Below are 25,752 nucleotides of genomic sequence, written 5' to 3' on the forward strand. Positions count from 1 at the left end.
CCTGATTTGACTACGCGTGGGAAAAGCCTGGTTCGGTTTAGAAGGGGTGAAGAAGTCAGCCAGAAGAGTGTCGATAAAGTCTAGGGTTTCATCTGTTAAGGCTGTCAATGCTGACATGGGTTGATCAATAGCAATAAGGGACTCGATGTCGAGCAGGCAGTGGGTGTCTTGTATGGCTTTGACTTTCGGCAGACTTTCTAGCCGGTGGATAGCACGCAGGCCGGATTTGATGTGGCCTTCGGGCAGTGACCAGGCAGCAACTAGGGATAGTGCGGTGGTGTTGATATCAGCCTGCAGGCTGGGCATAGCCCCGACCCAGGTGTCATAGGCAGCTCGCCGTGCTTTCGCGCGGGCCATGGCGTGTGGGTTATTCGGGTTAGTAGTCGAGAAGAAAAAGGTTGGTGGGCGTGTGGCAGTGGTCATGGGTATCTCCCCCGAGATAAACATGTTGTAGAAGAAATGTTCTAACCATGATTCTAGTATCACACACTCCGTATGGCCATAGCCTGCAGTGAATTCGTGTCAAGTCGTTACTATAAATGGGGGTAGCCACCGCACATTGGCCAGCACATTCGATGGACTCCAGTTGAAGGGTTCTACTCAAGGACGTAGCGAAGAGAAGGAAAGTTACGGATCTCAGGCAACCGAATGAGCCCTGTCTGAAACCTCGCCGGTGTCAGGGATAGACTGGGCACAGTTAACCGCACGAACACGTATGAAGGGATTGTCAATGACTATCAAGGTAGGCGTCTTGGGGGCTAAAGGGCGCGTGGGCCAAGCAATCGTGGAAGGCGTTAATGCGGCAGAGGATTTGGAGCTAGTTGCTTCCATCGACCGCGAGACCCCGTTGGAGAAGCTGGTTGAATCGGGTGCCGAGGTCGCCGTCGACTTCACCCAGCCGGCATCGGTCATGGACAATCTAGAGTTTTGCATCGCACATGGCATCCACGCTGTTGTGGGTACCACGGGGTTCGATGCAGGACGCCTAGCCAAGGTGGAGGAGTGGACTAAGAAAGAGGGCGCCGGCAACGTTCTCATTGCCCCGAACTTCGCTATTTCAGCTGTACTGACCATGGTGTTTGCCGCGCAGGCGGCGAAGTTCTTCGACAGTGCCGAGGTAGTTGAATACCATCACCCGAACAAGCTCGATGCGCCGTCCGGTACCGCGGTTCACACTGCGCAGGGTATTGCGAAGGCTCGCCAGGAGGCAGGCTTGGACGCTATGCCGGACAAGACCGAGCAGTCTCTCGATGGAGCGCGCGGCGCAGACGTCGATGGTGTTCACGTCCACGCAGTCCGTATGCAGGGAATGGTGGCTCATGAAGAAGTTATCTTCGGCACTCAAGGCCAGTCCTTGACCATCCGTCAGGATTCCTATGACCGCTCTTCCTTTACCCCCGGTGTTCTGCTGGGTGTACGAGAAATCGCATCCCACCCAGGCTTGACCGTGGGACTTGAGAAGTACTTGGGGCTGTAATGGCAAAGGTCTCTGAGCTTGATGTCCAGCTCATTGCGGCAACCGCATTCCATGCGCCGCGAGGAGTGGACTGGGAGGTTGATGAGGGGGCGTCGGAAAGCGAGGCTCTAGTCGAATTTGCCGGACGCGCCTGTTATGAGTCCTTCGACAAGCCGAATCCCCGTACCGCCTCAAATCAGGCCTATCTGCACCACATTCTGGAGGTAGGCCACGATGCATTGCTGGAGCATGCTACGGCGACGCTCTATATACGGGGACTATCGCGGTCGGCGTCGCATGAGCTGGTTCGCCACCGTCATTTCTCCTTCTCGCAGCTCTCGCAACGTTTCGTGCATTCCGAGGAGGCGGAGGTAGTCCTGCCCAAATTCATTGCGGAAGATGAACAGCTAACGCGGTTGACCCTCCAGGCGGCCGACGAAGCGAGGTTTGTCTACGAGGAGCTCCTCGACGCTCTCGAGTCCAAGTTGGAAGAGGAGCCAAATGCATTGCTGCGCAAGAAACAGGCTCGACAAGCAGCGCGTGCGGTATTACCTAATCTCACGGAATCCCGCATCGTCGTGACGGGAAACTATCGCGCGTGGCGTCACTTTATTGGCGCGCGGGCGACTGAACAAGCCGATACAGAGATGCGCCAGCTCGCCGTCACGTGCTTGAAGCTGTTGCGGGAGCAATCGCCGGTGCTTTTCGACGACTTCCATATCACCACCCTGGCTGACGGCACCGAAATGGCTTCGAGCCCGTACGCTTAAAGGCTTTGCAGGAGACTCGCGCACGACCCCGATGCGGCCAATAGGGGCGAAAGCAGGTAATCTTGACGCCTATGAGCACAGGTATGACAGCACAGGCAGGCGTCGACACCTTCGGACGCGTAGGCGTAGCTATGGTCACTCCATTTGACCAGGACGGCGCCTTGGACGTGTCCGCTGGTCGTCGCCTAGCAGCTCATTTGGTTGATAACGGCGTTGATTCGCTCATTTTGTCTGGGACCACGGGCGAATCACCGACGACGTCGTTGGATGAGAAACTGGAGCTGTTCGCAGCTGTAAAGGAAGAGGTAGGCGGCCGCGCTAAGTTGTGCGCTGGTGCGGGAACTAATAACACCGCCACCAGTATTGAGGCCGCGCGCGCTTTCGCTGATGCGGGAGCAGACAGCCTTCTGGTCGTGACCCCGTATTACTCCAAGCCTTCCCAGGCTGGTGTGTACGCGCACTTTACTGCTGTGGCTGACGCCGTGGACCTCCCCATTTGTCTGTACGACATCCCTGGCCGCTCGGGCATTCCGATTGAGACGGAGACCCTTCTTCGCCTCGCGGAGGTGCCGAACATCAAGGCTGTTAAGGACGCCAAGGGCGACCTTGTAGCAGCCGCACCGCTTATCCAGGAAACCGGTTTGGCATGGTACTCCGGAGATGACGGACTGAACTTGCCGTGGCTGGCCCTCGGTGCTTCGGGCGTTATTTCCGTGATTGGTCACCTCGCTCCGCGCGCCCTGGCTGATCTCTACGTGGCCTTCGATGAAGGCGATATTGCACGTGCACGAGAGATTAACGCGAAAACTTTGTCCCCGCTCGTCGAGGCGCAAGGCCGCCTCGGAGGAGCAACTCTTGTTAAGGCTGCCCTGCGTCTGCAGGGTATTGAAGTTGGAGAACCTCGTCTCCCAGTTACCGCGGCTGACGCGGAGGAGATCGAGGCTCTCCGCCACGATTTGGAAAAGGCTGGAGTCCTTTAAGAATGACTGAATCCCGTAATCGCTCCCGCAAGGTAACCCGTAAGGCGGGTCCGCCTTCGGAGACTGAGACCGCCTCGAATGAGGCGGCTTCGCCGGTTTTTCAAGCGCCGAACGAATCGGCTGCATCCGGCAATAATTCGAACGAGTCTAATAACTCGAATTCTGAGGACGGCAACCGCCGTTCTCGCTCCCGTGGTTCCCGTGGCGGCCGTGGTCGCGGTCGCGGCGGCAACAACAACCACAACAACGGTGGCCGCAACAACAATCGCAACCGTAATAACAACCGTGGCCGCCGCAACGTTCCCAAGTCCATGCAGGGCGCGGATCTGACGAAGCGTCTGCCGGAGCCGCCGAAGCAGCAGAAGGATTCGCTGCGTATTTATGCCCTGGGCGGTATTTCTGAGATCGGTCGTAACATGACCGTCTTCGAGTACCAGGACGAGATGCTCATCATCGACTGTGGCGTGCTCTTCCCGTCCTCCGGTGAGCCTGGCGTTGACCTGATCCTGCCGGACTTTGGCCCGATCGAGAAGAAGATTCACAAGGTCAAGGCTCTCGTTGTAACCCACGCTCACGAGGACCACATTGGTGCTATCCCGTGGCTGCTGAAGCTGCGCCCGGATATTCCAATCGTGGCATCGCGCTTTACCATCGCGCTGATTGCGGCGAAGTGTAAGGAGCACCGCCAGAAGCCGAAGTTCGTTGAGGTCAACGAGAAGTCGGATGTGAACTACGGTTCGTTCCGCTGCCGTTTTTGGGCAGTTAACCACTCCGTTCCGGATGCACTGGGCATCATGCTGGGCACCCCGGCTGGCAATATCATCCACACCGGTGACATCAAGCTGGACCAGACCCCGCTGGATAACCGTCCGACCGACCTTCCGGCGCTATCTCGCTACGGTGATGAGGGCGTCGACCTGATGCTCTGCGAATCCACCAACGCGAACATCCCGGGCGTTTCCGCATCCGAGGGAGATATCCCGGCTACCTTCCGCCGCCTGGTGTCCAATGCTAAGCAGCGCGTCATCATCGCAACCTTCGCGTCCAACGTGTACCGTGTACAGGCAGCTATCGACGCCGCCGTTTATGCTGGCCGCAAGGTTGCCTTCAACGGCCGCTCGATGATGCGCAACATGGAAATCGCCGAGAAGATGGGCTTCCTGAAGGTTCCGCGCGGAACCATCATCTCGATCGACGAGGCTGCCAAGATGGCACCGCACAAGGTCTTGCTCATCACCACCGGTACCCAGGGCGAGCCAATGGCTGCGTTGTCACGCATGGCACGCCGTGAGCACCGTCAGATCACCGTCCGCGACGGCGACCTCATCATCTTCTCCTCGTCCCTGATTCCGGGCAACGAAGAGGCCGTTTACGGTGTCATGAACATGCTCTCCCAGATTGGTGCTGAAGTTATCACCAACAAGGAAGCCAAGGTTCACGCCTCCGGCCACGGCTACGGCGGCGAGCTGCTCTTCCTGTACAACGCTGCGCGTCCGAAGAACGTTATGCCGGTCCACGGCGAGTGGCGTCACCTGCGTGCAAACAAGGAACTGGCAGTCTCCACTGGCGTTGACCGCGACCGCGTGGTTCTGGCACAGAACGGCGTTGTCGTTGATCTGCGCAACGGCCGTGCAGAGGTTGTTGGCCAGATTACCGTGGGTAACCTCTACGTCGATGGCGTCTCCATGGGTGACGTCGACGCAGATACCCTGGCAGACCGCACCAACCTCGGCTCTGGCGGCGTCGTTTCCATCACCTGTGTGATTGATAACCGCACGTCCCGGCTGCTTGAGCATCCGGCTGTATCCACCACTGGTTTCTCTGACGATGACCGCGGCATCGTGCCGGAGGTTGCCAAGTTGGTTGAGTCCACGATGAACGATCTCGCCGCTGAGGGCGAGAACGATACCTACCGCATGGTGCAGAAGCTGCGCCGCAAGGTATCCAAGCTCATGGATTCCAAGTACAAGCGCGAGCCGGTCATTCTGCCGACCATCGTGCCGACGAACTCGGATGTCCTGATGCCTGACGACGATGAAGTTCACGCCTCCCGTGAATCGCTCTAACGTCTAGGTAGACAGTGCCCCAGCGTTCCTGCTTCTGGTAGGTATGCTGGGGCGCATGTCGTTTTCCTCAGCAGAACGCGCCAAGATGGTGGCGTTATTCCGTGAACTTGGTCCCGATGCTCCAACGTTGTGCGAAGGGTGGACGGCCCGCGACCTCGTGTCGCACCTCTGGATCCGCGAAAACCGGCCCGACGTCGTCATCAGTTCTTTTGTTCCAGCGCTGACTTCCCATGCGGACAGCATCATGGAGGAAGTCCGTGCGCGAGATTTTGAGGAACTGGTGGATGACTGGGGTAGGGGATTGGGAAAGCTCAACCCTCTGCGCTACGTGGATTCAGTGCTCAACACCGCAGAGCATTTTGTGCACCACGAAGACCTACGCCGGGCCAATGCGCACAGCGAACCGCGTGATTTCTCGCTAGCGGTGCAGAAGGAGTTGCTCGCACCGCTAAAGTTTCTCGGGTTAAGGCTGTTGGCGCACTCTCGCCTCCCGGTAGTGCTGGAGCCGGCTGGGTTTGCGCCACTCGTCGCGGCGGATAAACATCGTGTGGCAGCGAAGGGGGACAACGTGGTGCGGGTCCGTGGGGCAGTTTCCGAGTTGCTCCTATGGGCGTTCGGCCGCGAGGCGGCTCGCGTTGAGATTGACGGGGATTCATCCGCCGTCGTTAGGTCAAGTCTGTAGGCTGAACTGTCTAAAATCTTCAGTGCACGCGTGTGGCGCATGTTGTTAATGGTGTGTTTGCTACTAAAGTGGCAGGCATGTCTGTCAAGAACGCTCCGTCTCGCGCCTCCGGCCGAGGTCGCACCGCCAATCGGTCGCGGCCGTCCGGCCGCACAAGCTATTCGCTGACCTCCGCAACCCGCGCTGCCGAGACCTCCGAAGAGAGGACCGGCAGCGCCTTTCGCGCCGTTGGCCGAGGACTGGGAACCGTTTTTGGCGCTACCGCCCGAGGCGTGGGAAGCATGGCGCGAGGGGTCGGGCACGGCCTTGCCGGTCTCAAGCCGGTAGATGCGGGGAGTCGAGATGACGACCTCTATGACTCCGCCTACGATGCTGCTCATGACGAGGGTGCCTACGATGATTACGACGAGTTGAGGGAGCCAGGGGAAATTTCTGGACGCGCGAAGAACAAGAAAAAGAGCAACAAGGCCGATAGCGCTGTTCCGGCAAAGAGCAAGGTAACGCGAGCACGCGACGTCGACAGTGAGATGCCGACGACGGTCATGGGGCGTCCAGCTCACACTGAGAAGAGCATCCGCGTCTCCAATCCAGATGCGGTGGCTCTTGTGCTTATCGGCGTGGCCATCATCCTTGCTTGCGCGACGTGGTTCCAGGTGGCCGGCATTATCGGTGAGTACCTCACCAACGCTGTGCGCTATGTGATTGGCGCGGGCGCCTATGTTCTTCCCGTTGCGCTGGTCGCCGTCGCCATTGCGCTCATGATGGATCTGTCCGGTCCGGCGGGCCATTTCAAGCCACGAGTGGTGGGCGGCACGGCCCTCATCGTCGTGTGCATGCTGAGCCTCATTCACATCTTTGCCGGTCTTCCGAAGCTGACCTGGAATAACAACGCCGCCGGGGAGGCAGGCGGTGCCATCGGCTTTGGAGTCGGCGAGCTGCTGGTGGCGGCCTTTTCTAGTTATGTCGCGGTGCCTTTGCTTTTCTTGCTCATTGTGTATGGGGCACTCAATATCACGGGCATCACCCTGCGTGAAGCATATGATTTTGTGGCCGCGCAATGTGCGGCGCTCGTCGGCGGCCTGCGTGACAGGAAGAATCGTTCAGATCAGGAGCTGCTTGACGACGCCCCCGCGGACGACTACGACTACGTCAGCGATGACATCGACGCCATCGCCGAGGGGCGTGAGCGTCCTGTGCGCCCGGCATACACTTCGCGACCGCGCCCGAAGCAGACACCGAAGCCGATGCCAAAGCAGATTCTGGATGACAATGCCACCGTCTCTTTCGACTCGGCAGCTCAGCCAGTAAGCCAGGAGCCCGTACAGCACGGCCGCCCGAGCTTTGATAGCCGCGCGGATGATACCGACGAGTTCCCCGTCGTACCGGATCCTGAGCCAGCCCCGCAGCCAACTCCGCAACCGGAGCAGAAAGTCGAACCAAAGCCAGAGCCCAAGCCAACACCGATGAAGCGTCCCCGCGTGGACGTCGGCGGTGCCGCCGGTGCAGCACTGGGAGCGGCGGCTGCCGAGGCGTCGGCAAGCGCAGCGTCGGCTGGCTCAGCGGGAGAGGACGTGGTCTCCGCCGCTCATTCCGAGGCAGTGCGCATGTTCCAGGAACGATCCGGACGTGATGCGCGAACGGGTGCCAAGATTGAGGATGAAGCCCAGAGCGTAGCCGAAGAAGCACCCGCAGCCCCGAGTGGTGCGGAAGACACTGCCCTGGGCGGCGGCTACGATGTGCCGACGACGGACCTGCTCACCGCCGGCAAACCTGCGAAGGCACGCACGGAGGCTAACGATCGCATCATCGAGGCCATCACCGAGGTCTTCGAGGAGTTCAAAGTCGATGCCCAGGTCACCGGTTTTAGCCGTGGTCCGACAGTGACGCGCTACGAGATCGAGCTGGGCCCAGGCGTTAAGGTTTCGAAGATTACAAACCTCCAGTCCAACCTGGCTTATGCTGTGGCGACGGATAATCTGCGCCTGCTGACCCCGATTCCGGGCAAGTCCGCCGTCGGTATCGAGGTGCCCAATGCGGACCGCGAGATGGTGCGCCTGCGCGATGTGCTTGATTCCCCGGCGCTGCGCGCCGACCATGACCCGATGCTGATTGGCTTGGGCAAGGATATCGAAGGCGAGTACACCTCCTTCTCCGTAAAGAAGATGCCTCACCTGCTCGTGGCTGGTGCAACCGGTTCTGGTAAGTCGGCGTTCGTGAACTCCATGCTGGTCTCGCTGTTGACCCGCGCGACGCCGGAAGACGTTCGCCTCATCCTCGTGGACCCGAAGATGGTGGAGCTCACACCGTACGAAGGTATTCCGCACCTCATCACCCCGATCATTACGCAGCCAAAGAAGGCAGCGGCGGCCCTGCAGTGGCTGGTGGAGGAGATGGAGCAGCGTTACATGGACATGCAGGCTGCCCGCGTGCGCAAGATTGAGGACTTCAACCGTAAGGTCCGCAGTGGCGAATACCAGGCTCCTGCCGGTTCCCAGCGGGAGATGCGCCCGTACCCGTACATTGTGTGTGTCGTGGACGAGCTCGCAGACCTCATGATGACGGCACCGAAGGAGATCGAGGACTCCATCGTCCGCATTACCCAGAAGGCCCGTGCGGCGGGTATCCACCTCGTGCTCGCAACACAGCGCCCGTCCGTGGACGTGGTCACCGGCTTGATCAAGACCAACGTTCCTTCCCGCCTGGCGTTCGCGACGTCTTCGCTTACGGACTCCCGAGTCATCCTGGATCAGGGTGGTGCCGAGAAACTCATCGGCATGGGCGATGGCCTTTTCATCCCGCAGGGCGGCCGCCCAGTGCGTATGCAGGGTGCGTTCGTCTCAGACGAGGAGGTGCAGGCGGTTGTCGACGCCGCGAAGGCACAGGGCTCACCGAACTACACCGAAGGTGTGACGGACGATAAGGCGTCGGAGGCCAAGAAGGAGATCGACGAGGAGATCGGCAAGGATATGGATGACCTCTTGGAGGCCGTCGACCTCGTGGTCACCTCCCAGCTGGGCTCGACGTCGATGCTCCAGCGCAAGCTGCGCATCGGTTTTGCCAAGGCTGGCCGACTCATGGACCTCATGGAATCGCGCGGCGTGGTGGGCCCGTCCGAGGGCTCCAAGGCCCGTGAGGTGCTGGTTAAGCCGGAGGAGCTCGACACCATCATCTGGATGATCAAGGGCGCTGACCCAGCCGAGGCCCCGAAGGAGGTTCAGGACGCTGAAGGTGCCGGCGGGACGGACGACGCTGCAGCCGATACCCGCACCGTAGAAATCTCCGCTAACCCCTCCACAGGTGCGTTCTAAGTTCCGTGTAGGATAGGACGAGTCTTGGAGGGGAGTACCCCAATCCACGGCGTCGATCGTCAACACGGCAACTGCGGTACAGTTCCCGGTCGCGCCGGCTAGCGGGACTTCGCATAGAGCCCGTTAGCGGGGGAGACCTCCGGTCTTTATTGTCTCGTCGACCGGAGGGATAACTCATTATGCATGTGCCACTATGGGTCTGGGCCATCACCATCGCGGTGATCTTGGGCTTCTTTATTTTCGATTTCTATAGCCACGTCCGCTCACCCCACGAGCCCAGCATCAAGGAATCCGGTGGGTGGACTCTGTTCTACATGGCCACCGCCGTTGTCTTTGGCGGAGTTGTATGGGTGCTGTGGGACAGCGAACACGCGGCACAGTTCTACACCGGTTGGGTGACGGAACAGGCTTTGAGCGTGGATAACCTATTCGTGTTCTCGCTCATCATGGGCTCCTTCAAGATTCCCCGCAGGTATCAGCAGAAGGTATTGCTCATCGGTATCGTCCTAGCGCTGGTTTTCCGCCTTGTCTTCATCTTGATGGGCGCGGCCATCATCGCGGCATGGTCGGATGTCTTCTACCTGTTTGCCATCTTCCTTATTTACACCGCAGTCAAGCTGCTCATCGATGAGATCAACGGGACGCCCGAGACCGACCCCAACGACATGCTGGTAGTCAAGTGGCTGCGCAAAGTGATCCATGTGACCCCGCGCTACCACGGTGACAAGCTCACCCACCGTGAGGAATCCGGTGAGAAGAAGGGCAAATTCGCCCTGACGCCGCTTTTCGTTGCTTTGGCGGCTATCGGGCTGATCGACGTTATGTTTGCCTTCGACTCCATCCCAGCTATCTACGGCATTACCTCGGAGCCTTTCCTCGTCTTCACCACCAATGCCTTCGCTCTCATGGGGCTGCGCCAAATGTTCTTCCTCATTGATGGCCTGTTGGACCGCCTGGTCTACCTGCCTTATGGCCTGGGTATCATCTTGCTGTTCATCGGTGTCAAGTTGCTCTTCCACGCTTTGCATGAGAACAACGTGCCCTTCATCAACGGCGGCGAGAATGTCAGTGCGGTACCGGAAATTACGACCATGGTGTCGCTGCTGGTCATCGTTGGCGTCCTCTTCGTGACGGTGTTGTTGTCGGTGTGGAAGGACAAACGCGACCAAGCCCAGGGTGGTGTGGTGATTTCCCACAACCACTACGACTGGGACGATTATGGCAACAAGATCGTTCGCAACAAGGAGGGCGAGCTCGTCGGCAAGGCGGACGAACTTCCCAAGTCCGAGCTGCCTTAAACTCGGGCCGCGGGGATTTAGAAGGAATTAATAACGGGATTCCACTCGCGGAAAGCGCGCCCAGTGACAGCGCCTTCGGTGTAGAAGGGATCCTGGTCCATGAGGGCGATGACATCGGCCACCTTTACGGACTCATCCTCAAATTGCAGGACGATGAGCGCCCCGCCCTTGGAATCGGTGTAGGGGCCAGAGCCACAGATCTGGCCCTTGTCGTGGAGTGCGCCGATGAATTCGCGGTGCTTCGGGCGAACCTCAGCAATAACCGGGTTAGACGGATTGTATTCATAGGAAACTGCGAAATACTTCATACCGACCATGGTAGTGCTCGCTCGAGTGGCAGGGAGGCCACGGTAGGATGAAGAGCGTGAATGATTCTCAGGCTGCGCGCAACCAATCTCGAACCACGGATGTAAACCCCGAGGTCTCCAATTGGAACCTGCCCAACATCCTGACTAGTTTGCGCATCCTCTTTATCCCCCTGTTTGCCTGGCTGGTGCTCGCCGGCCATGAATGGTGGGCTTTCCTCTGCTTCGCGCTCTTGATGCTCACGGATAAGTTGGATGGCGATATTGCACGCGCGCGGGGACTCATCACTAACTTTGGCAAGATTGCGGACCCGATCGCGGATAAAGCCCTGATGACCGCGGCCCTCGTGTGCCTCAATATCACCGGGGCTTTGCCGGTGTGGATCACCGTGCTGATTCTGTTTCGCGAATTCGGCATTACGATTTGGCGCTTCTTCTTGCTGCGTCAAGGGAAGGTGGTGCCGGCTTCCCAAGGCGGAAAGCTCAAGACAGCGTTGCAGACTGTGGCGGTGGCGTTGTATCTTTGTCCGCTGCCAGGGTGGATGGACCTTCCGAGCCTCCTCGTTATGTTGGCCGCCGCCTTCGTTACCGTCCTGACCGGCATCCAGTACCTCATTGATGGCCATAGGGAGAACCAATGAGCATCGAGGCGCAACTAGTATCCACGCTCAGCGAACGCGGTGAAACTGTGGCGTTCTGTGAGTCCCTTACTGCTGGTCTAGCCGCTGCGACTGTGGCGTGCATCCCGGGAGCCTCGGCGGTGCTGCGGGGTGGGCTGGTGACGTATGCGACAGAGGTCAAGGCTCATTTTCTCAACACCACCGTGGAAGAACTTGAGGAGCAAGGCGTGGTGTCTGCTGCGACTGCTGCGCAGATGGCTGAGGCGGCGGTCGTTGAAACGCGTGCAGATTGGGGGGTAGGGCTGACTGGTGTAGCCGGGCCGGACCTCCAGGAAGGCAAACCCGCGGGCACGGTGTACGTGGGGTTATGCGGGAGGGGTGGCGGGGGCGTCGCCAAGCGCGGCGTCCTTTATGAGCTTCCTGCTGAGGGGCGCAACGCGATTCGTTTCGCTGCCATTGAGGCGGCATTGAGTCTTCTCCTATCAACTCTTGAAGAAAATTAGTTGATTGTGGGAACAAGTACGACTGCTGAGCCGTTGTACGGGGTGATGAACACTTCAGTTGCACTACTCGATAAACCCACCCAGTCCCCGGCGCGGTCGACGCGGACTCCTGAACCGCTGCTGCGTGAGGCCCTCGGATTAACGCTTCGCGCCTTCCGCGCGGATAAAGGCGTGACCCTCCGCGAACTCGCCGGTGTGGCGCGTGTTTCCCCGGGATATCTTTCGGAGCTGGAGCGTGGCCGCAAGGAGGTTTCCTCCGAGCTGCTGGCCTCTGTCTGCCATGCACTCGATGTCAGCGTCTCCGATGTCCTCATTGAGGCGGCCGGCTACATGGCGTTGCCGTCGATGGATGAGGAGCTCGCATCCACCGCACCCGCTGCATCGGAACTATAGAACCGCAACGGAATACTGTCTGCTTCGCTACTATTAGGCAGGCAGGAAATATTCTTGTTACACACCTTATTGACACAACGAACTGCTGAGAAAGGCACCTCCTGTTATGGCGAACCCATTCGTAAAAGCCTGGAAGTACTTGATGGCTCTCTTTGATTCCAAGATCGAGGAGAACGCCGACCCGAAGGTTCAGATTGAGCAGGCAATCGAGGAGGCGCAGCGCCAGCACCAGGAGCTGTCACAGCAGGCCGCTGCGGTCATTGGTAATCAGCGCCAGCTGGAGATGCAGCTGAACCGTCGTTTGAGTGAGATTGAAAAGCTGCAGCAGAATACCCGTAACGCCCTGAGCCTTGCGGACAAGGCCCGTGCCGAAGGCGATGCACAGAAGGCGACCGAGTACGAAAACGCGGCTGAAGCCTTCGCTGCCCAGCTGGTTACCGCTGAGCAGTCTGTTGAGGACACTAAGAAGCTCCACGATCAGGCTCTACAGCAGGCGGAGCAGGCCAAGAAGGCCGTTGAACGCAACGGCATGGCGCTTCGTGAGAAGGTCAACGAGCGCTCCAAGCTGCTGTCGCAGCTCGAGCAGGCCAAGATGCAGGAGAAGGTCTCCGAGTCCCTCAACTCGATGAACGAGCTCTCCGCAAACGGTAACTCGCCTTCCCTGGATGCTGTGCGTGACAAGATTGAGCGCCGCTACTCCAAGGCCCTGGGCCAGGCAGAGCTCGCCGAGAACTCAGTGTCTAACCGCATGCAGGAGATCGAGCAGGCTGGCGTGCAACTGGCTGGCCACTCCCGTCTCGAGCAGATCCGCGCGGAGATGAACAACCCGAAGGCAGTGGAGGGAAACTCCCAGCAGGCAATCGGTTCGGCAGAGGCTAAGGCTCAGCCGAACGTGCAGGACGATGCCGTCCAGGCTCGCCTACGCGAGTTGCGCGGAGAATAAGGCTTAGTCGCCGACGCCGCGGGCTTGAAGCGCCTCACCCATCGCGCGTGCTCGGCGGATTGAGCGAATGATAACCGGGGTGCCAAAGGCAGTTAGAGATGCCGTGGCACCCCGGGCTTTTCGTGCGTCCAGTACCTCGACGACTGTTCCCAGCATGAGCGGGAGCAGACGAATGGTGAGAGACATGGCCAGCGTGATGTTCTCAACAGGGACGCCCAGCCGCCCTAGGGGCGCGAGGGCGCGGTCGAGGGAGTCCATCATCTCCGACACCTTCGTTGTCAGCGTCAGCAGCACCGCCGCGCTGATCGCTGCGTAGATGGTGAGAAACATGATCGCGGCCGACAGCAAATCCTTCTGCCACCACTGAAAAGCTGCGAGCGCAACGAGGAGGTAGAGCGGAGGAACAAGCTGTCCGAGTGCGACGCGAAACGGGATGCGGGCGACGGGAAAGAGCACGAGTGGGAGGAAGAGGCTGGCCGCCGCCCAAGAAAGCGTGTGCACGGCGAGCGAGGTCACGAGGATGAAGCCGATGAGCACGAGGAATTTCACCGCGGCCGGTATGCGATGAATGATGGTATCGGCGTCGACGTAGTAGCCGAGGGGGATGTTTTTAGGCATGACTCTAGAGCGGGCGGGATTTCATGAGTTCGGTGTAGAAGGAAATGACCTTGTCGGGAGATCCGTCGGCTACGACGTGGTGGTTATCGATGCACAGAACGCGATCGAAATCAGAGACAAAGTCAAGGTCATGGGTAACCACGATGAGTTGCTGCTCAAGCTGCGCAAATTCGCGGCGAATGCGATCGCGGTTGCGCAGATCTAGCAAGGTCGTGGGTTCGTCAGCGATGATGACGGTGGGTTCCATGACAAGCACTGCCGCCAACGCGAGGAGCTGCTTCTGCCCGCCGGAGAGAGTGTGCGGGGACTGCTCAGCTAGCGGCGTCAGGCCGAAGCGCTCGAGGACGGCGTCGACGCGCGCGGTGCGCTCCTTACGAGACAGCTTGAGCCGGCGAAGGGAGAATTCTACGTCATCGCGCACGTGCGGCATGACGATCTGGTTCTCCGCATCAGAAAACACGAAGCCCACTTGGCGGCGAATCTCCTTGCCGCGCTTGGCGACGTCCACGTTGTCCACCAAGACTTCACCACGTGAAGGTTCACCAAGACCGTTGATGAGCCGGACAAGAGTGGATTTCCCGCCACCATTGGCACCGATGATGCCGATGCGCTGTTCGTTTAATGAGAGAGAAATATCCTTGAGCACCGTTGTTTCGTCGAAGGTGACGGAAACGTTGCGGAAATCAATCTGCGGCACTGGTGCTACTTTGCCTTGGTGCGGCGACCCATCAGGTCGGGGAATGCTGCGTGGACACCGACGGCGATGACAACCATCACGGCGACCTTAATGAGATCGGGGATGACGAACGGGCCCTGAGCCACGGCGGCCGCCCCGAAGGACATGTCAGAGCGGACCATCAGGCCAATAATGCCGCACAAGTACTGCACGGCCAGGCCGACGACGCCGGCGATGGCGAGGACTACCGTCATGCCTCCTTTGCTTCTCGGCGCGCGGTAGGCGATGAAGCCGGCGATGGCGGGTGAGACGACGTAACCGACAAGGTAGCCCACGGTGGGGCCGGCAATGGCGCTCAGGGCACTGCGGCCGCCGGCAAGGATGGGAAGGCCGACGAGGCCGAGAGCTATGAAGAGTAGACCGACGAAAAAGCCACGGCGGCCACCAAGGACGAGGCCAGCCAGGATGATGACGGCGTTTTGAAGAACGATGGGCACGCCCACGGTAGGCGTAGGGATAGAGACGAACGCAAAGACTATGATGAGCGCGGTGAAGACCGCGACGTACGCGATATCAGTCGCGACGGAATTCTTTTTCATGGGCCAAAGTTTATCTAGTAGCTTAATAATGCAGCAAATAGGCACTTTTGAACAGTGTTCAAGCACGGCTTTTAGGGCTTGAAACTACCCCGAACGGGGTAATCTCGAGGCATGGCAAATAGAAAGAAGATGGAGCATGTCTTAGGGCTTGCTCGTGTCAGTGTGGTAGCGCTTCTTTCCGGTATAGCGCTGGGGAGCGTGGCTGGATGTTCGTTGATAGGTTCCGCGAATGTCATCGAAAATATCGAAGAAGCGGCCGGGGTGGAGGAGGGGGAGCCTGGCAGCGTCGACATGCGCGTCGGCGACATCTTCGATTCCGAATATCACCGCGTGATCTTTATCTGTCCTGGGGCTGTCGAGGAGGATGTCATAAACGCTAGTGGAGGAACCTGGCAGGGCGGTACCGACGAGGATGATGAATGGGTGCCGCCAAGCTCGGGGAGTGTTGAGATTTATCGGGATGCGCAGGGGCGTGGAGCGTCGAAGTATGTGAGCAGCAGGGCCTCTCTTGATGAGCTGGATGTCTGTAGCGCGCTGGGCGGGGTAGTTGCCGTACTGCCTGCCGATGAGCAGGTGTCTTTCGTCCGTGCAGAGCAGGGCGGTCCGTGGAAACTTCATTAGGTGGCGAGGCGTTGGATTAGGTCTCAGACACGCGCGCTGCTTGAATGGGCAATCGAACACTTGTGTGTGTATTGTGGGTTGTGGTCTGGTGGAAACGTTAGGGTACTTTCGTGGCATGTGATGGAACCGCAACGATGCCGGAAAACACAATGCGACGGGCCTGGGAACCGAAGTTGCTTCATGGCAGTCTAACTAGGTGCCCCCATTTAATGACATACAGCACTGCACACTAACTGACGCACGATAGTGAGGAAATAAATGGCTACGAAGAAGAAGTCCTCGGCGGCTAGCAAGGGCGATGATCGTCAGAAAGCCCTCGATGCCGCAATGGCGATGATTGAGAAGGATTTTGGCAAAGGAGCCGTCATGCGTCTTGGTGACGATGACCGCCCGCCAATCCAAGCCATTTCCTCCGGGAATACGGCCATCGACATTGCGCTGGGCGTCGGTGGCTTCCCGCGCGGTCGCATCGTAGAGATTTATGGACCTGAATCCTCGGGTAAGACCACCGTTGCTCTGCACGCCATCGCATCGGCGCAGAAGAACGGCGGCATCGCGGCCTTTATTGATGCGGAGCACGCGCTCGATCCTGAGTATGCGCGTCTGCTTGGCGTGGACACGGATAACCTCTTGGTTTCCCAGCCGGATACCGGCGAGCAGGCTCTGGAAATCGCAGATATGCTCGTGCGCTCCGGCGCTATCGACATCATCGTGATTGACTCCGTAGCCGCCTTGACGCCCAAGGCGGAAATCGAGGGCGAGATGGGAGATAGCCACGTTGGCCTCCAAGCCCGTCTCATGTCCCAAGCGCTACGCAAGATGACGGGTGCTCTGTACAACTCTGGGACTACCGCCATCTTCATCAACCAGCTGCGTGAAAAGATCGGCGTGATGTTTGGTTCGCCGGAAACGACCACGGGTGGTAAGGCGCTGAAGTTCTACGCCTCTGTGCGCTGCGATATCCGCCGAATCCAAACCTTGAAGGACGGCCAGGATGCCATCGGTAACCGCACCAAGCTCAAGGTGGTGAAGAACAAGGTGTCCCCGCCGTTCAAGATCGCTGAGTTCGACATCATGTACGGCGAAGGCATTTCGCGCGAGTCTTCCATCATTGACTTGGGTGTCGAACACGGGTTCATTAAGAAATCTGGCTCGTGGTTTACCTACGAAGGCGATCAGCTGGGACAGGGCAAGGAAAAGGCCCGCAACTTCCTCAAGGACAACCCCGATCTGGCGGATGAGATTGAGAAGAAGATCTTCGTCAAGCTCGGCGTGGGTGCTGCCGCAGCCGAAGCTGGTGAGGACGTCGCCATGGATGTGCCGGGTGCAGACGATCCGCTGACGGATGAGGCTGTGGATCTGGTACCGAACGTCGATTTCGACGACGACTAAACAGGCGCAATGGCACAACCTTCACCAGAGAAGCTAGAGAAGCTACGTCAAGCTCTCGAGTCCTATGAATCGGGGGACGCGGGTGGCCAGCTTGTTGATGCGAATGCTGAAGCAGCGAAGGCGCCCGTGCGCTCCCGAGCATTAGGCTTGCTAGATCAACGTGCACGTTCCCGCAAGGAACTGCGTGACCGGCTTGTCGCGGCGGACTTTGAGCCCGATGTGGTCGAGGACGTGGTCGATGACCTTGCAGGGGTGGGGCTCGTTGATGATGAAACCTTCGCCAAGGAGTGGGTGCGGCAGCGCCACGCGCGGCGCGGTAAGTCGGCCCGTGCCCTCAATGTGGAACTCAAGGAGAAGGGTGTTGAGGCCGCCGATCGCGCAGCGGCCCTAGAGCAGATTACCGAGGAATCTGAGGAGGCCGTAGCGCGCCGCGTAGCGGAGAAAAAGGCGCGAACCTTGAAGAGTGTTCCCGCCGACCGCCATGAGAGGGACAAGTTCCTGCGTCGCATTGTAGGAACACTCGCGCGGCGCGGCTATCGCCAGGAGCTGGTGATGCGTATTTCCATCGAAGTGCTGGATGCGCGCATCGCCGAGCTCTCCTAGCTGTTTCTATTCGTCCGGGTTGCGGATTTCTGTATAGCTTTCTGAGTGCCAATCAACGTTGACCTGGTCTTTGGTGTCCAAGCCTTGGTCTGGTTGCTCCGGAACTTTAGCGATGATGTTCCGGCGCGCACGGCCCGCTCGAAGCTGACGTTCGATGCGTTCGGCCAGGAGGCCCAGCCCCCAGTTGATGAGGATCATGATGATCGCAACGACGATGAGCGAGGCCAGGTAATTCTTGTTGTAGGACGCCGATTGGATACCGGAGCGCACCACCTCGACATAGCCAATCTGGTAGCCCAAGGCAGAGTCCTTGAGCGCAATAACCATCTGGGCGATGAGGGCCGGAAGCATTGCGGCTACTGCTTGCGGGAGCAGGATGGTACGCATTGTTTGCCCATGCGACAGCCCCAGCGCGCGGGCGGCTTCAGTTTGCCCCTTGGGCAGCGACTTGATTCCGGAGCGCAGAATCTCTGCGACGACAGAGCCGTTGTAGAGGGTCAACGCGAAGACCACGGCGCTAAACGCCAGCTGTTTCGACGGAACTACGTTATAGATGGCGAAAAGCTGGTAGGCAAAAATCATGAGCAGCAGGACGGGGATGGCGCGGAAGAATTCCACGACCACACCACATACGCCGCGTACGATGACGTTCTCGCTCAATCGGCCTAGGCCGAAGACGACGCCGAACACGATGGCCAAGATGATGGATGCTACAGCGGAAAGGATCGTTCCGCGCAGGCCAGGGAGCAGGTACGTGGTCCACGTTTGGCTGTTAAGAAAAGGGGTCCATAACGCGGAGTCGAGTTGCCCGCGCTCACCCAATGTAGACAGCACCCAATACAGTGCAGCTAGCGAGAGAACGACGGTGATGACGGTATAGATGAGATTGCGCCGCTTGCCCTTGGGGCCGGGGGCGTCATAAAGCACGGTTGCGCGTACAGCCATTATTTCTTCACCGCCACAGTTTCGGAGAGTTTGCCTAGGCCTAAGCCCATGGGCAAGGTCAGGATGATGAAGCCCAGCGCGAAGATAAAGAAGATGACAAAGAGCTGGCTCGCATGCATCTCAATGGTGGATTTCATCAGTAGGGAAGCTTCCGCCACACCGATTGCGGAGGCGATCGTGGTGTTCTTGGTCAACGCGATGAGCGTATTTCCCAGGGGGACGATTGCCGCACGTACCGCCTGAGGGAAGACGATCGTGCTAAAGGTCTGTGAGAAGCTCAAACCCAGCGAGCGTGCGGCCTCAGCTTGGCCGAAGTCCACGGTGTTGATTCCCGAGCGCAAGGATTCCGCAACGAATGCCGAGGTGTACAAGATGAACCCGACGATGGCGAGGCGGAAGTTGTTATCCACTAGGAAGGTCGCAGAGTCCCGGCTAGCAAGCGTGAGCCCTAGGTTCTGGTACAGGCCAAAAGAGCAGAACAGGATAATGAGAGTCAAGGGAGTATTGCGCACCGTCGTGATGTACGTCGTGGCAATCCACCGCAGGATTCTTACTGGGGAGACACGCATGGCAGTGAGGATGGTGCCGAGGATCATTGCGCCGATGGCAGACCAGAACGTCAGCTGGATGGTGAGCCAAAAGGCTGGCCATAGTTCGGGGCCTAGTGCGGCCCACATGGATTCCATAGAAATCTCCTACTAACAGGCCTGCGCCGAGGCTGAATGTCCTCGGCGCAGGCTAGGTGGGGGCTAATCGAGCGTTTAGGAGTTGAGGAAGGAGAGGTCACCGACGGTGGCCTCGTCGATGCCCTCGCCCTTGTCCAAGTTCTTGGCTACGAGGTTGTCGAACTCGCCGGAGGAATGAAGCTCTTCCAGGGCCTTGTTGACAGCGTCTGTCGCCTCTTGATCATCCTTCTTCAGACCCGCGCCGTAATACTCATCGGTGAAGGGCTTGCCGTCCTTCTCCAACTCGACGACCTGGAACTTGCCAGGATTCTGGGCGGCGTAGCCGTTAAGAATCGTCGCGTCGGTAGTCATGGCGTCGACGTTGCCCTGGCTCAGTGCCTCCACACAGGAGGAGTAGGTGTCGTACTCCTGCAGCTGCACGCTGGGCAGAGCCTCCTTCACCTTCTGCGCCGGGGTGGAGCCGGTGACAGAGCACAGGATCTTGCCGTCGAGGCCCTCGAGCCCGGTGATCTCCTTGTTATCAGCCTGGGTAAGAAGCGCTTGGTGGGTGATGAGGTACGGACCAGCGAAATTGACCTTTTCTGCGCGGGAAGCGTTGATGGAGTACGTTGCGGTGATGAGGTCAACCTCGCCGTTCTCGATCAGAGTTTCACGCTGCGCGGACGGAGTCTCGCGCCACTCGATCTCCGGCTCCTCCCACCCCTTATCCTTGGCAATGTGGTTGACCACGTAGGTGGCAATGTCAACGTCGAGGCCGGTCATAGAACCATCGCCCTCGCGCAGGCCCAGACCCGGCTGGTCGAACTTGGTGCCAAGGGTGACAGAGCCAGACTCGATAGCGCCGAGAAGGCCCTCGCCTCCGCTGGCGGAGTCAGAGGAATCACCACACGCAACGAGCAGAGCGCTGGATGCGGCGATGGCGGCGGCGGTGGCAGTAATGCGGTTGAAAGTGCGGGACATGAGATTCTCCTTGATGAGGTGAGTGGAAAATGAATGAAGGTAGAGAAAAGAGGTGAACTGGTAGCCGTTTAGTGCTGCAGGATCTTGCCCAAGAAGTCCTTTGCTCGTTCTGATTGTGGGTTGGTGAAGAAGGATTCCGGGTCGGTGTCCTCGACGATGGCCCCGTCAGCCATGAAGAGGATGCGGTCGGCCGCGCGCCTGGCGAAGCCCATCTCGTGGGTCACCACGACCATGGTCATGCCTTCCTTGGCCAGATCCGTCATGACGTCAAGCACCTCGTTGACCATCTCAGGGTCGAGAGCTGAGGTAGGTTCATCGAAGAGCATGACTTTCGGGCGCATAGCCAAGGCACGGGCAATGGCGACACGTTGTTGCTGGCCGCCGGAGAGCTGTGCAGGGTACTTTTCTGATTGATTAGCAATTCCAACGCGGTCAAGCAGTTGCATCGCACGCTCTTCTGCCTCGGACTTCTTCATCCTGCGGACCTTGATAGGCCCCAAAGTGACGTTGTCCTTGATGGTCTTGTGCGGAAAGAGATTGAATTGCTGGAACACCATGCCCACGTCCGCACGCAGCTTGGCTAGCTCGCGTCCCTCTTCAGGAAGGGGAGTGCCGTCGATCGCGATGGAACCCTCGTCGATGGTTTCAAGCCGGTTGATGGTGCGGCACAGGGTGGACTTGCCGGAGCCGGACGGACCGAGAACAACGACGACATCGCCGCGGCCAATCTCCAAGTTGATATCGCGGAGCGCGTGATAGTCACCGAAGTACTTATTGACTCCGTCCATCTTGATCATCGGACCGGAATGGTCGGTCACATCACACCTCCTTAGATAGAGTGAGCTGAATCATATGTAGAACAATAGGCGTGTGGATAGTGGAGGCGGGGAGGTTTGTGTAACAAATCCATAACTCTTATATGCGGTCGGGGCATTATGAGTAGTGGGGTCGTCCAGTTAGAATGTCCCCACGTGAGCTCCCCCGTAACTAATAACCAGCCCCGCACCTATGAGGTGCGGACCTTTGGCTGCCAGATGAACGTTCATGATTCCGAGCGCATTTCCGGCCTGCTCGAGGAGGCCGGCTACTCGGCGGCGCCGGATGGCGCCGAGCCTGACCTCATCGTATTTAACACCTGCGCCGTGCGCGAGAACGCCGACAAGCGCCTGTACGGCACCCTGGGTGCGCTGAAGAAGACGAAGGAAAACCATCCCGGCATGCAGATCGCGGTTGGCGGCTGCTTGGCGCAGAAGGATAAGGACACCGTCTTGGACCACGCGCCGTGGGTGGATGCGGTTTTCGGAACCCATAACATGGCGGCGCTGCCGGCACTGCTTGAGCGTGCACGTCACAACAATGAAGCGCAGGTGGAGATCGTCGATGCCCTCGAGGCTTTCCCCTCCGTATTGCCGGCAAAGCGCGAATCCGCCTATGCCGGGTGGGTCTCGGTCTCCGTGGGCTGTAATAACACCTGTACTTTCTGCATTGTCCCTTCGCTCCGTGGCAAAGAGGAAGACCGCCGCCCCGGCGATATCCTCGCAGAAGTTCAGGCCCTGGTAGATCAAGGCGTGTCCGAAGTGACCCTATTGGGGCAAAACGTCAACGCCTATGGCGTCAACTTCGCGGACCCAGACCTGCCGCGTGATCGCTTCGCCTTTTCCAAGTTGCTGCGCGAGGTAGGCAAGATTGAGGGCCTCGAGCGCTTGCGTTTTACCTCGCCGCACCCGGCCGAGTTCACCTCCGACGTTATTGATGCCATGGCGGAGACGTCGGCTGTGTGCCCGCAGCTGCATATGCCGCTGCAGTCTGGGTCTGACAAGGTCCTCAAGGACATGCGCCGTTCCTATCGCACGAAGAAATTCTTGGGCATTCTCGACGAGGTCCGTGAGAAGATGCCACACGCGGCAATTACCACCGACATCATCGTGGGCTTCCCGGGAGAAACCGAGGAGGATTTCGAAGCCACGATGGACGTGGTTCGCCGCGCACGTTTCGCCTCCGCTTTCACTTTCCAGTACTCGCCGCGCCCCGGCACCCCGGCCGCAGAAATGGATAACCAAATCCCCAAGAAAGTTGTGCAGGAGCGCTTCGAGCGCCTCGTCGCCTTGCAGGATTCCATTCAGGCAGAAGAAAACGCCAAGCTTGTCGGCACTGATGTAGAGCTGTTGGTGCAGGCGGAAGGCGGCCGCAAGGCCGCCGAGACCCACCGCCTCACCGGACGCGCGCGTGATGGTCGCCTTGTTCACTTTGCACCAGTCGATGCCGCGGGCAAGGACATCTCTGCGGAGATTCGCCCCGGTGATGTTGTGCACGCTACCGTGACGGATGCAGGCTCCTTTTTCCTGGTGGCTGATTCCGGCGTGAGCGAGCACCGTCGCACGAAGGCCGGCGATATGTCGGCGGCGGGGCAGACGCCCACGACGGCACCGATTGGGGTGGGTCTGGGTCTGCCGGGCGTCGGCAAGCCCAGTGCTCCTGCCGATTCCTGCGGCTGCTAAAAGGGGGTAGGCTCCGTTTTATGAGTGATGACTTAAAGTCCGTTCACGATGCCGTTGCTGCTGAGAAGCGCGCAGCGCAGACTCTCGAATTGGGAAAGCATAAATATGCGCTCATCGTGGCCGTCGTGGCGTGGGTTGCTTACTTGGTTTTGCCCTATGCCGGTGATGCCCGCGGCTGGGAAGCTCTCTTCGTCGGTGGAACGGCCGAGGGCGTGCGTATCTCCCTCATGGAAACCGTCAGCGCATGGCTAGCGCTGGGTGGAGTGGGGATCTTAACCACCGCCACGATTATCACTCGCCGGACCAAGCTGGCTCTCGTAGCGTGGATGATGACGACGATCTCTTTCTTCGCTAACCTGTGGGGATTTTGGTACAGGGACAGCGCCTCGGATGGCGCTGCCATAGGTATGTACGTGGGCGTCTTCTCAACGTTGGTCGCCTTTCTTGTGTACTGCCAGGTAGCACTGCGCCGCAGTCCTGAGCAGTTGGCCGCCGCAGAACGCGTGCGGGAAGTCGCCGGCCAGCTCGATCACGTGGGAGTCCTGCAGACCGAAGCCGCTACCGAGCTGCCGGCAGAACAGAATCCGCTGCTTATCGACGACCGCCGCTCCCGCGCGGCCTCCCGCCACCGGCGCCAGCAGGACGAGGAATAAGCGCTACGAGATTCGTGTTGTGGAGTGCATGACTACACTCTTCGACTCACTTGAAATGGGACGACTGACCCTGCCAAACCGCGTGACCATGGCAGCGTTGACCCGCTCACGGGCAGGTCGCGATGGCGTCCCCACGCATTTGCACGAGACGTACTACACGCAGCGCGCTTCCATGGGTCTTATCGTGACGGAGGGCGTATTCCCCGCAGTGACCAGCCGCGCTTTCCCTGGCCAGCCCGGTATCGAAACTCCAGAACAGATTTCCGGCTGGCGGCGAGTGGCCGATTCCGTCCACGAAGCTGGCGGACGCATTTTCATGCAGATGATGAACGGCGGGCGCCTTTCTCATGCCAGCCTCCTCGAGGGTGCAGAACCGGTGGCACCCTCTGCGCTGGCATCGGGCACTGCGGTCCGAGATTTCGAATCCCGCACGGAGTGCCCAGTGCCCCGCGCCCTCGACATCGAGGAGCTACCGCGCATTGTCGATGAGTTCCGCCAAGCTGCCCGCAATGCCATCGATGCTGGCATGGATGGCGTGGAGCTTCATGGTGCGAACGGTTATCTGCTGCACCAGTTCCTTTCTCCGAGCTCCAATCACCGAGAGGATGCCTACGGCGGAACCCCGGAGAAGCGCTACCGCCTGGTAGTGGAGATCCTGCGTGCCGTGGCCGAGGAGATCGGAGCCGACCGCGTAGCGCTGCGCCTGTCCCCGCAGCACAATATTCAGGGCATTGAGGAAACCGACGCTGCGGATGTGCGTGCCACCTATGGTGGGTTGCTGCGCGCTGTCGCAGACCTTGGTTTGGCCTACGTCTCCTTCCTGCATGCAGCGCCTACGGGTGAGCTCATTACTGAGCTGAGCGCCGAAGCGCGTGCTAACGGGCGTACCCGAGTCATCCTGAATTCGGGATTTGGAGAGGTGACCCAGCGCGCGGAAGCCGAGGATCTAGTACACCACGGTGATGCCGTGGCCGTGGGCCGGTTGGCCATCTCCAACCCGGATCTCGTTGGCCGCTGGCAGGAAGAGCTTCCTGTCACTGCGCCGGATGAGACCACGTTCTATGCGGGTGGAGCGCACGGCTACACCGACTATCCGTTCTCCACGGTCAACTCGTAGGCGCTGCTCGCCGAGATGACGTGCGCGCCGAGGCGCTTGTAGAGCGCATTCATCGCCGGATCCGCCTGGGCGACTGAGCAGTAAGCTCGGCGGACGTCGGGCCAGTGGTGCGCCACCGCATACTGGGCATGCTGCTTGGCATGTGTAGCCAGGCCACGGCGGCGCTGTTCGCGTTCTGTCACGGTAAGAGTCCACTCGCATACCTCAGGGTCCGCATCGCCGTGGCGGGAGAGCTCGGTGAGTGCGACGACGCGTCCCTGTTCGACAATGCCGACGAGGAGCGTATGCGCTTTGCGGGAGCGCAGCCGTGCGTGCGCTTCGTTCAGGCGCTGTCGTGTCCACACGATGGGCTCGACGCTTAAGTCACCGTAGACCGCGTCGGTGGAGGCTAGGGTGAGCAGGCGCAGGACATCATCAAGCAGCTCTTCCGGGATGTCGTAGTCGGGCCACACCTGCGCACCAACCACTGGAGGAGTGGGGGCTATTTCGACGAACATTTGGCGCTCGGCATGCTTGCGACGAAACCCGAGCTCAAGGTAGGCCTGCGACATTGGGTCATAGGTATGGTCCGCGTCTGGCGGGTACAGCATGCCAACCTGGGCAGTCGTGCGGCCCAGCTGGCGGGTAAGCCGGAGTGCCTCGCGGGCGAGGACCCGCGTGACCTCTAGAGCCTCTGGCTCTAGATCCTCCCCAGGCAAGGGCAGGAGATCCGCGGCGAGGACGCATTCGATATCGGCGTTCTCTGTTTCCTCCAAGAGTGGAAGAGAGATGTGGATGAAGCCATCGAAATCGACTTCGGGGCTGGGCTCTGCCGCTGAGATAACGGGTAGACCTAGTTCACCAGCCGGCCCCAAGGCGGAGTCAGTCAACCCGAAGAGATAGGTGCGAGACTCTGTGGAGCCTTGCAGGCGCTGAAGCACACGGCGCGGGGAACCGCTGGCAGCGGGATCGCCGCTGGCCTCTTGGGCGGCTAGGTTGGCGTCGAAAACGAAGCTACGCAGGCAATCCGCCGGCTCAGCTGAGGCCGAACCCGGCGGCGCGACAATCTGAACGAACACTC

The 25,752-nt window shown here is 59.4% G+C and carries 26 protein-coding genes and 1 pseudogene; 17 read left to right on the top strand and 10 right to left on the bottom strand.

What is annotated here, in order from left to right:
• Positions 1-423: pseudogene (locus tag HMPREF2565_RS07845) on the bottom strand (HNH endonuclease); the annotation flags it as partial.
• A gap of 307 nt (positions 424-730) precedes the next feature.
• Between HMPREF2565_RS07845 and dapB the strand changes: the two are divergent.
• The 7 genes from dapB to HMPREF2565_RS07880 all read left to right on the top strand — a co-directional run bounded on the left by dapB (position 731) and on the right by HMPREF2565_RS07880 (position 10,560).
• Entirely contained in the window at positions 731-1,477 is a 747-nt protein-coding gene (dapB, locus tag HMPREF2565_RS07850; RefSeq protein WP_070513043.1) for a 4-hydroxy-tetrahydrodipicolinate reductase, read from the top strand.
• Complete coding sequence (gene thyX / locus HMPREF2565_RS07855) at positions 1,477-2,226, top strand: FAD-dependent thymidylate synthase (RefSeq protein WP_070513046.1); 750 nt, start codon at positions 1,477-1,479, stop codon at positions 2,224-2,226. The genes dapB and thyX overlap by 1 nt, the downstream gene beginning before the upstream one ends.
• A 71-nt stretch (positions 2,227-2,297) precedes the next feature.
• Entirely contained in the window at positions 2,298-3,206 is a 909-nt protein-coding gene (gene dapA, locus HMPREF2565_RS07860; RefSeq protein ID WP_049157584.1) for a 4-hydroxy-tetrahydrodipicolinate synthase, read from the top strand.
• A 2-nt stretch (positions 3,207-3,208) separates the two neighbouring features.
• On the top strand, positions 3,209-5,272 hold the full coding sequence (locus HMPREF2565_RS07865) for a ribonuclease J (RefSeq protein WP_083295551.1): 2,064 nt from the start codon (positions 3,209-3,211) through the stop codon (positions 5,270-5,272).
• 43 nt (positions 5,273-5,315) lie between these two features.
• Positions 5,316-5,954: a TIGR03085 family metal-binding protein gene (locus HMPREF2565_RS07870; protein WP_070516843.1), complete on the top strand. Its 639-nt coding sequence runs from the start codon at positions 5,316-5,318 to the stop codon at positions 5,952-5,954.
• A gap of 77 nt (positions 5,955-6,031) precedes the next feature.
• Positions 6,032-9,262, top strand: coding sequence for a DNA translocase FtsK 4TM domain-containing protein (locus HMPREF2565_RS07875; protein WP_071407110.1), 3,231 nt, complete (start codon positions 6,032-6,034; stop codon positions 9,260-9,262).
• 179 nt (positions 9,263-9,441) lie between these two features.
• A complete protein-coding gene (locus HMPREF2565_RS07880; RefSeq protein ID WP_071407111.1) occupies positions 9,442-10,560 on the top strand; it encodes a TerC family protein in 1,119 nt (372 codons plus the stop codon).
• A gap of 17 nt (positions 10,561-10,577) precedes the next feature.
• Here the strand turns inward: HMPREF2565_RS07880 and HMPREF2565_RS07885 are convergent, their stop codons facing one another.
• On the bottom strand, positions 10,578-10,868 hold the full coding sequence (locus HMPREF2565_RS07885; protein WP_010190299.1) for a YciI family protein: 291 nt from the start codon (positions 10,866-10,868) through the stop codon (positions 10,578-10,580).
• 47 nt (positions 10,869-10,915) lie between these two features.
• On the opposite strand from HMPREF2565_RS07885, the gene pgsA reads away from it, so the two are divergent.
• The 4 genes from pgsA (at position 10,916) to HMPREF2565_RS07905 (ending at position 13,324) form a co-directional block, all read left to right on the top strand.
• Positions 10,916-11,506, top strand: coding sequence for a CDP-diacylglycerol--glycerol-3-phosphate 3-phosphatidyltransferase (pgsA, locus tag HMPREF2565_RS07890; RefSeq protein ID WP_198531099.1), 591 nt, complete (start codon positions 10,916-10,918; stop codon positions 11,504-11,506).
• Entirely contained in the window at positions 11,503-11,988 is a 486-nt protein-coding gene (locus tag HMPREF2565_RS07895) for a nicotinamide-nucleotide amidohydrolase family protein (RefSeq protein WP_049157575.1), read from the top strand. The genes pgsA and HMPREF2565_RS07895 overlap by 4 nt, the downstream gene beginning before the upstream one ends.
• 45 nt (positions 11,989-12,033) lie before the next feature.
• Entirely contained in the window at positions 12,034-12,381 is a 348-nt protein-coding gene (locus HMPREF2565_RS07900) for a helix-turn-helix domain-containing protein (RefSeq protein WP_049157573.1), read from the top strand.
• 106 nt (positions 12,382-12,487) lie between these two features.
• Positions 12,488-13,324: a PspA/IM30 family protein gene (locus HMPREF2565_RS07905; protein WP_046649352.1), complete on the top strand. Its 837-nt coding sequence runs from the start codon at positions 12,488-12,490 to the stop codon at positions 13,322-13,324.
• A 3-nt stretch (positions 13,325-13,327) separates the two neighbouring features.
• Here HMPREF2565_RS07905 and HMPREF2565_RS07910 read toward each other — a convergent pair whose 3' ends face one another.
• The 3 genes from HMPREF2565_RS07910 to HMPREF2565_RS07920 are packed head-to-tail and all read right to left on the bottom strand — an operon-like array spanning position 13,328 to position 15,217.
• On the bottom strand, positions 13,328-13,942 hold the full coding sequence (locus tag HMPREF2565_RS07910; protein ID WP_071407112.1) for an energy-coupling factor transporter transmembrane component T family protein: 615 nt from the start codon (positions 13,940-13,942) through the stop codon (positions 13,328-13,330).
• A gap of 4 nt (positions 13,943-13,946) precedes the next feature.
• Positions 13,947-14,639 carry an energy-coupling factor ABC transporter ATP-binding protein gene (locus HMPREF2565_RS07915; protein ID WP_071407113.1) on the bottom strand — a complete coding sequence of 231 codons (693 nt, stop codon included), beginning with the start codon at positions 14,637-14,639 and terminating at the stop codon, positions 13,947-13,949.
• 5 nt (positions 14,640-14,644) lie between these two features.
• Positions 14,645-15,217: a biotin transporter BioY gene (locus HMPREF2565_RS07920; protein WP_046649355.1), complete on the bottom strand. Its 573-nt coding sequence runs from the start codon at positions 15,215-15,217 to the stop codon at positions 14,645-14,647.
• A gap of 111 nt (positions 15,218-15,328) precedes the next feature.
• On the opposite strand from HMPREF2565_RS07920, the gene HMPREF2565_RS07925 reads away from it, so the two are divergent.
• The 3 genes from HMPREF2565_RS07925 to recX all read left to right on the top strand — a co-directional run bounded on the left by HMPREF2565_RS07925 (position 15,329) and on the right by recX (position 17,833).
• Positions 15,329-15,838: a hypothetical protein gene (locus tag HMPREF2565_RS07925; protein ID WP_128081875.1), complete on the top strand. Its 510-nt coding sequence runs from the start codon at positions 15,329-15,331 to the stop codon at positions 15,836-15,838.
• Positions 15,839-16,096: 258 nt separating this feature from the next.
• Entirely contained in the window at positions 16,097-17,230 is a 1,134-nt protein-coding gene (gene recA / locus HMPREF2565_RS07930; RefSeq protein WP_046649357.1) for a recombinase RecA, read from the top strand.
• A 9-nt stretch (positions 17,231-17,239) separates the two neighbouring features.
• Positions 17,240-17,833, top strand: a complete 594-nt coding sequence (gene recX, locus HMPREF2565_RS07935; protein ID WP_046649358.1) for a recombination regulator RecX — start codon at positions 17,240-17,242, stop codon at positions 17,831-17,833.
• Between the two features lie 6 nt (positions 17,834-17,839).
• Here recX and HMPREF2565_RS07940 read toward each other — a convergent pair whose 3' ends face one another.
• The 4 genes from HMPREF2565_RS07940 to gluA form a co-directional block, all read right to left on the bottom strand.
• On the bottom strand, positions 17,840-18,778 hold the full coding sequence (locus HMPREF2565_RS07940; protein ID WP_070547114.1) for an amino acid ABC transporter permease: 939 nt from the start codon (positions 18,776-18,778) through the stop codon (positions 17,840-17,842).
• Positions 18,778-19,464: a glutamate ABC transporter permease GluC gene (gene gluC, locus HMPREF2565_RS07945; RefSeq protein ID WP_049157556.1), complete on the bottom strand. Its 687-nt coding sequence runs from the start codon at positions 19,462-19,464 to the stop codon at positions 18,778-18,780. The genes HMPREF2565_RS07940 and gluC overlap by 1 nt, the downstream gene beginning before the upstream one ends.
• Before the next feature lie 75 nt (positions 19,465-19,539).
• Positions 19,540-20,424, bottom strand: a complete 885-nt coding sequence (locus tag HMPREF2565_RS07950; RefSeq protein WP_070700497.1) for a glutamate ABC transporter substrate-binding protein — start codon at positions 20,422-20,424, stop codon at positions 19,540-19,542.
• Between the two features lie 68 nt (positions 20,425-20,492).
• Complete coding sequence (gluA, locus tag HMPREF2565_RS07955) at positions 20,493-21,221, bottom strand: glutamate ABC transporter ATP-binding protein GluA (RefSeq protein ID WP_046649369.1); 729 nt, start codon at positions 21,219-21,221, stop codon at positions 20,493-20,495.
• Positions 21,222-21,359: 138 nt separating this feature from the next.
• Between gluA and miaB the strand changes: the two genes are divergently transcribed.
• The 3 genes from miaB to HMPREF2565_RS07970 are packed head-to-tail and all read left to right on the top strand — an operon-like array spanning position 21,360 to position 24,692.
• Positions 21,360-22,922: a tRNA (N6-isopentenyl adenosine(37)-C2)-methylthiotransferase MiaB gene (gene miaB / locus HMPREF2565_RS07960; protein WP_083295550.1), complete on the top strand. Its 1,563-nt coding sequence runs from the start codon at positions 21,360-21,362 to the stop codon at positions 22,920-22,922.
• Positions 22,923-22,942: 20 nt separating this feature from the next.
• The gene (locus HMPREF2565_RS07965) at positions 22,943-23,575 is read left to right on the top strand and encodes an Rv2732c family membrane protein (RefSeq protein WP_049157551.1); all 633 of its coding nucleotides are present in this window, start codon (positions 22,943-22,945) and stop codon (positions 23,573-23,575) included.
• A 28-nt stretch (positions 23,576-23,603) separates the two neighbouring features.
• Positions 23,604-24,692, top strand: coding sequence for an alkene reductase (locus HMPREF2565_RS07970; RefSeq protein WP_071407114.1), 1,089 nt, complete (start codon positions 23,604-23,606; stop codon positions 24,690-24,692).
• Here HMPREF2565_RS07970 and HMPREF2565_RS07975 read toward each other — a convergent pair.
• The gene (locus HMPREF2565_RS07975) at positions 24,665-25,750 is read right to left on the bottom strand and encodes a GNAT family N-acetyltransferase (protein ID WP_071407115.1); all 1,086 of its coding nucleotides are present in this window, start codon (positions 25,748-25,750) and stop codon (positions 24,665-24,667) included. The genes HMPREF2565_RS07970 and HMPREF2565_RS07975 overlap by 28 nt on opposite strands.
• Positions 25,751-25,752 lie beyond the last annotated feature (2 nt).

The sequence above is a fragment of the Corynebacterium sp. HMSC072A04 genome (genome assembly GCF_001809235.1).
GTDB classification, from domain to species: domain Bacteria; phylum Actinomycetota; class Actinomycetes; order Mycobacteriales; family Mycobacteriaceae; genus Corynebacterium; species Corynebacterium hiratae.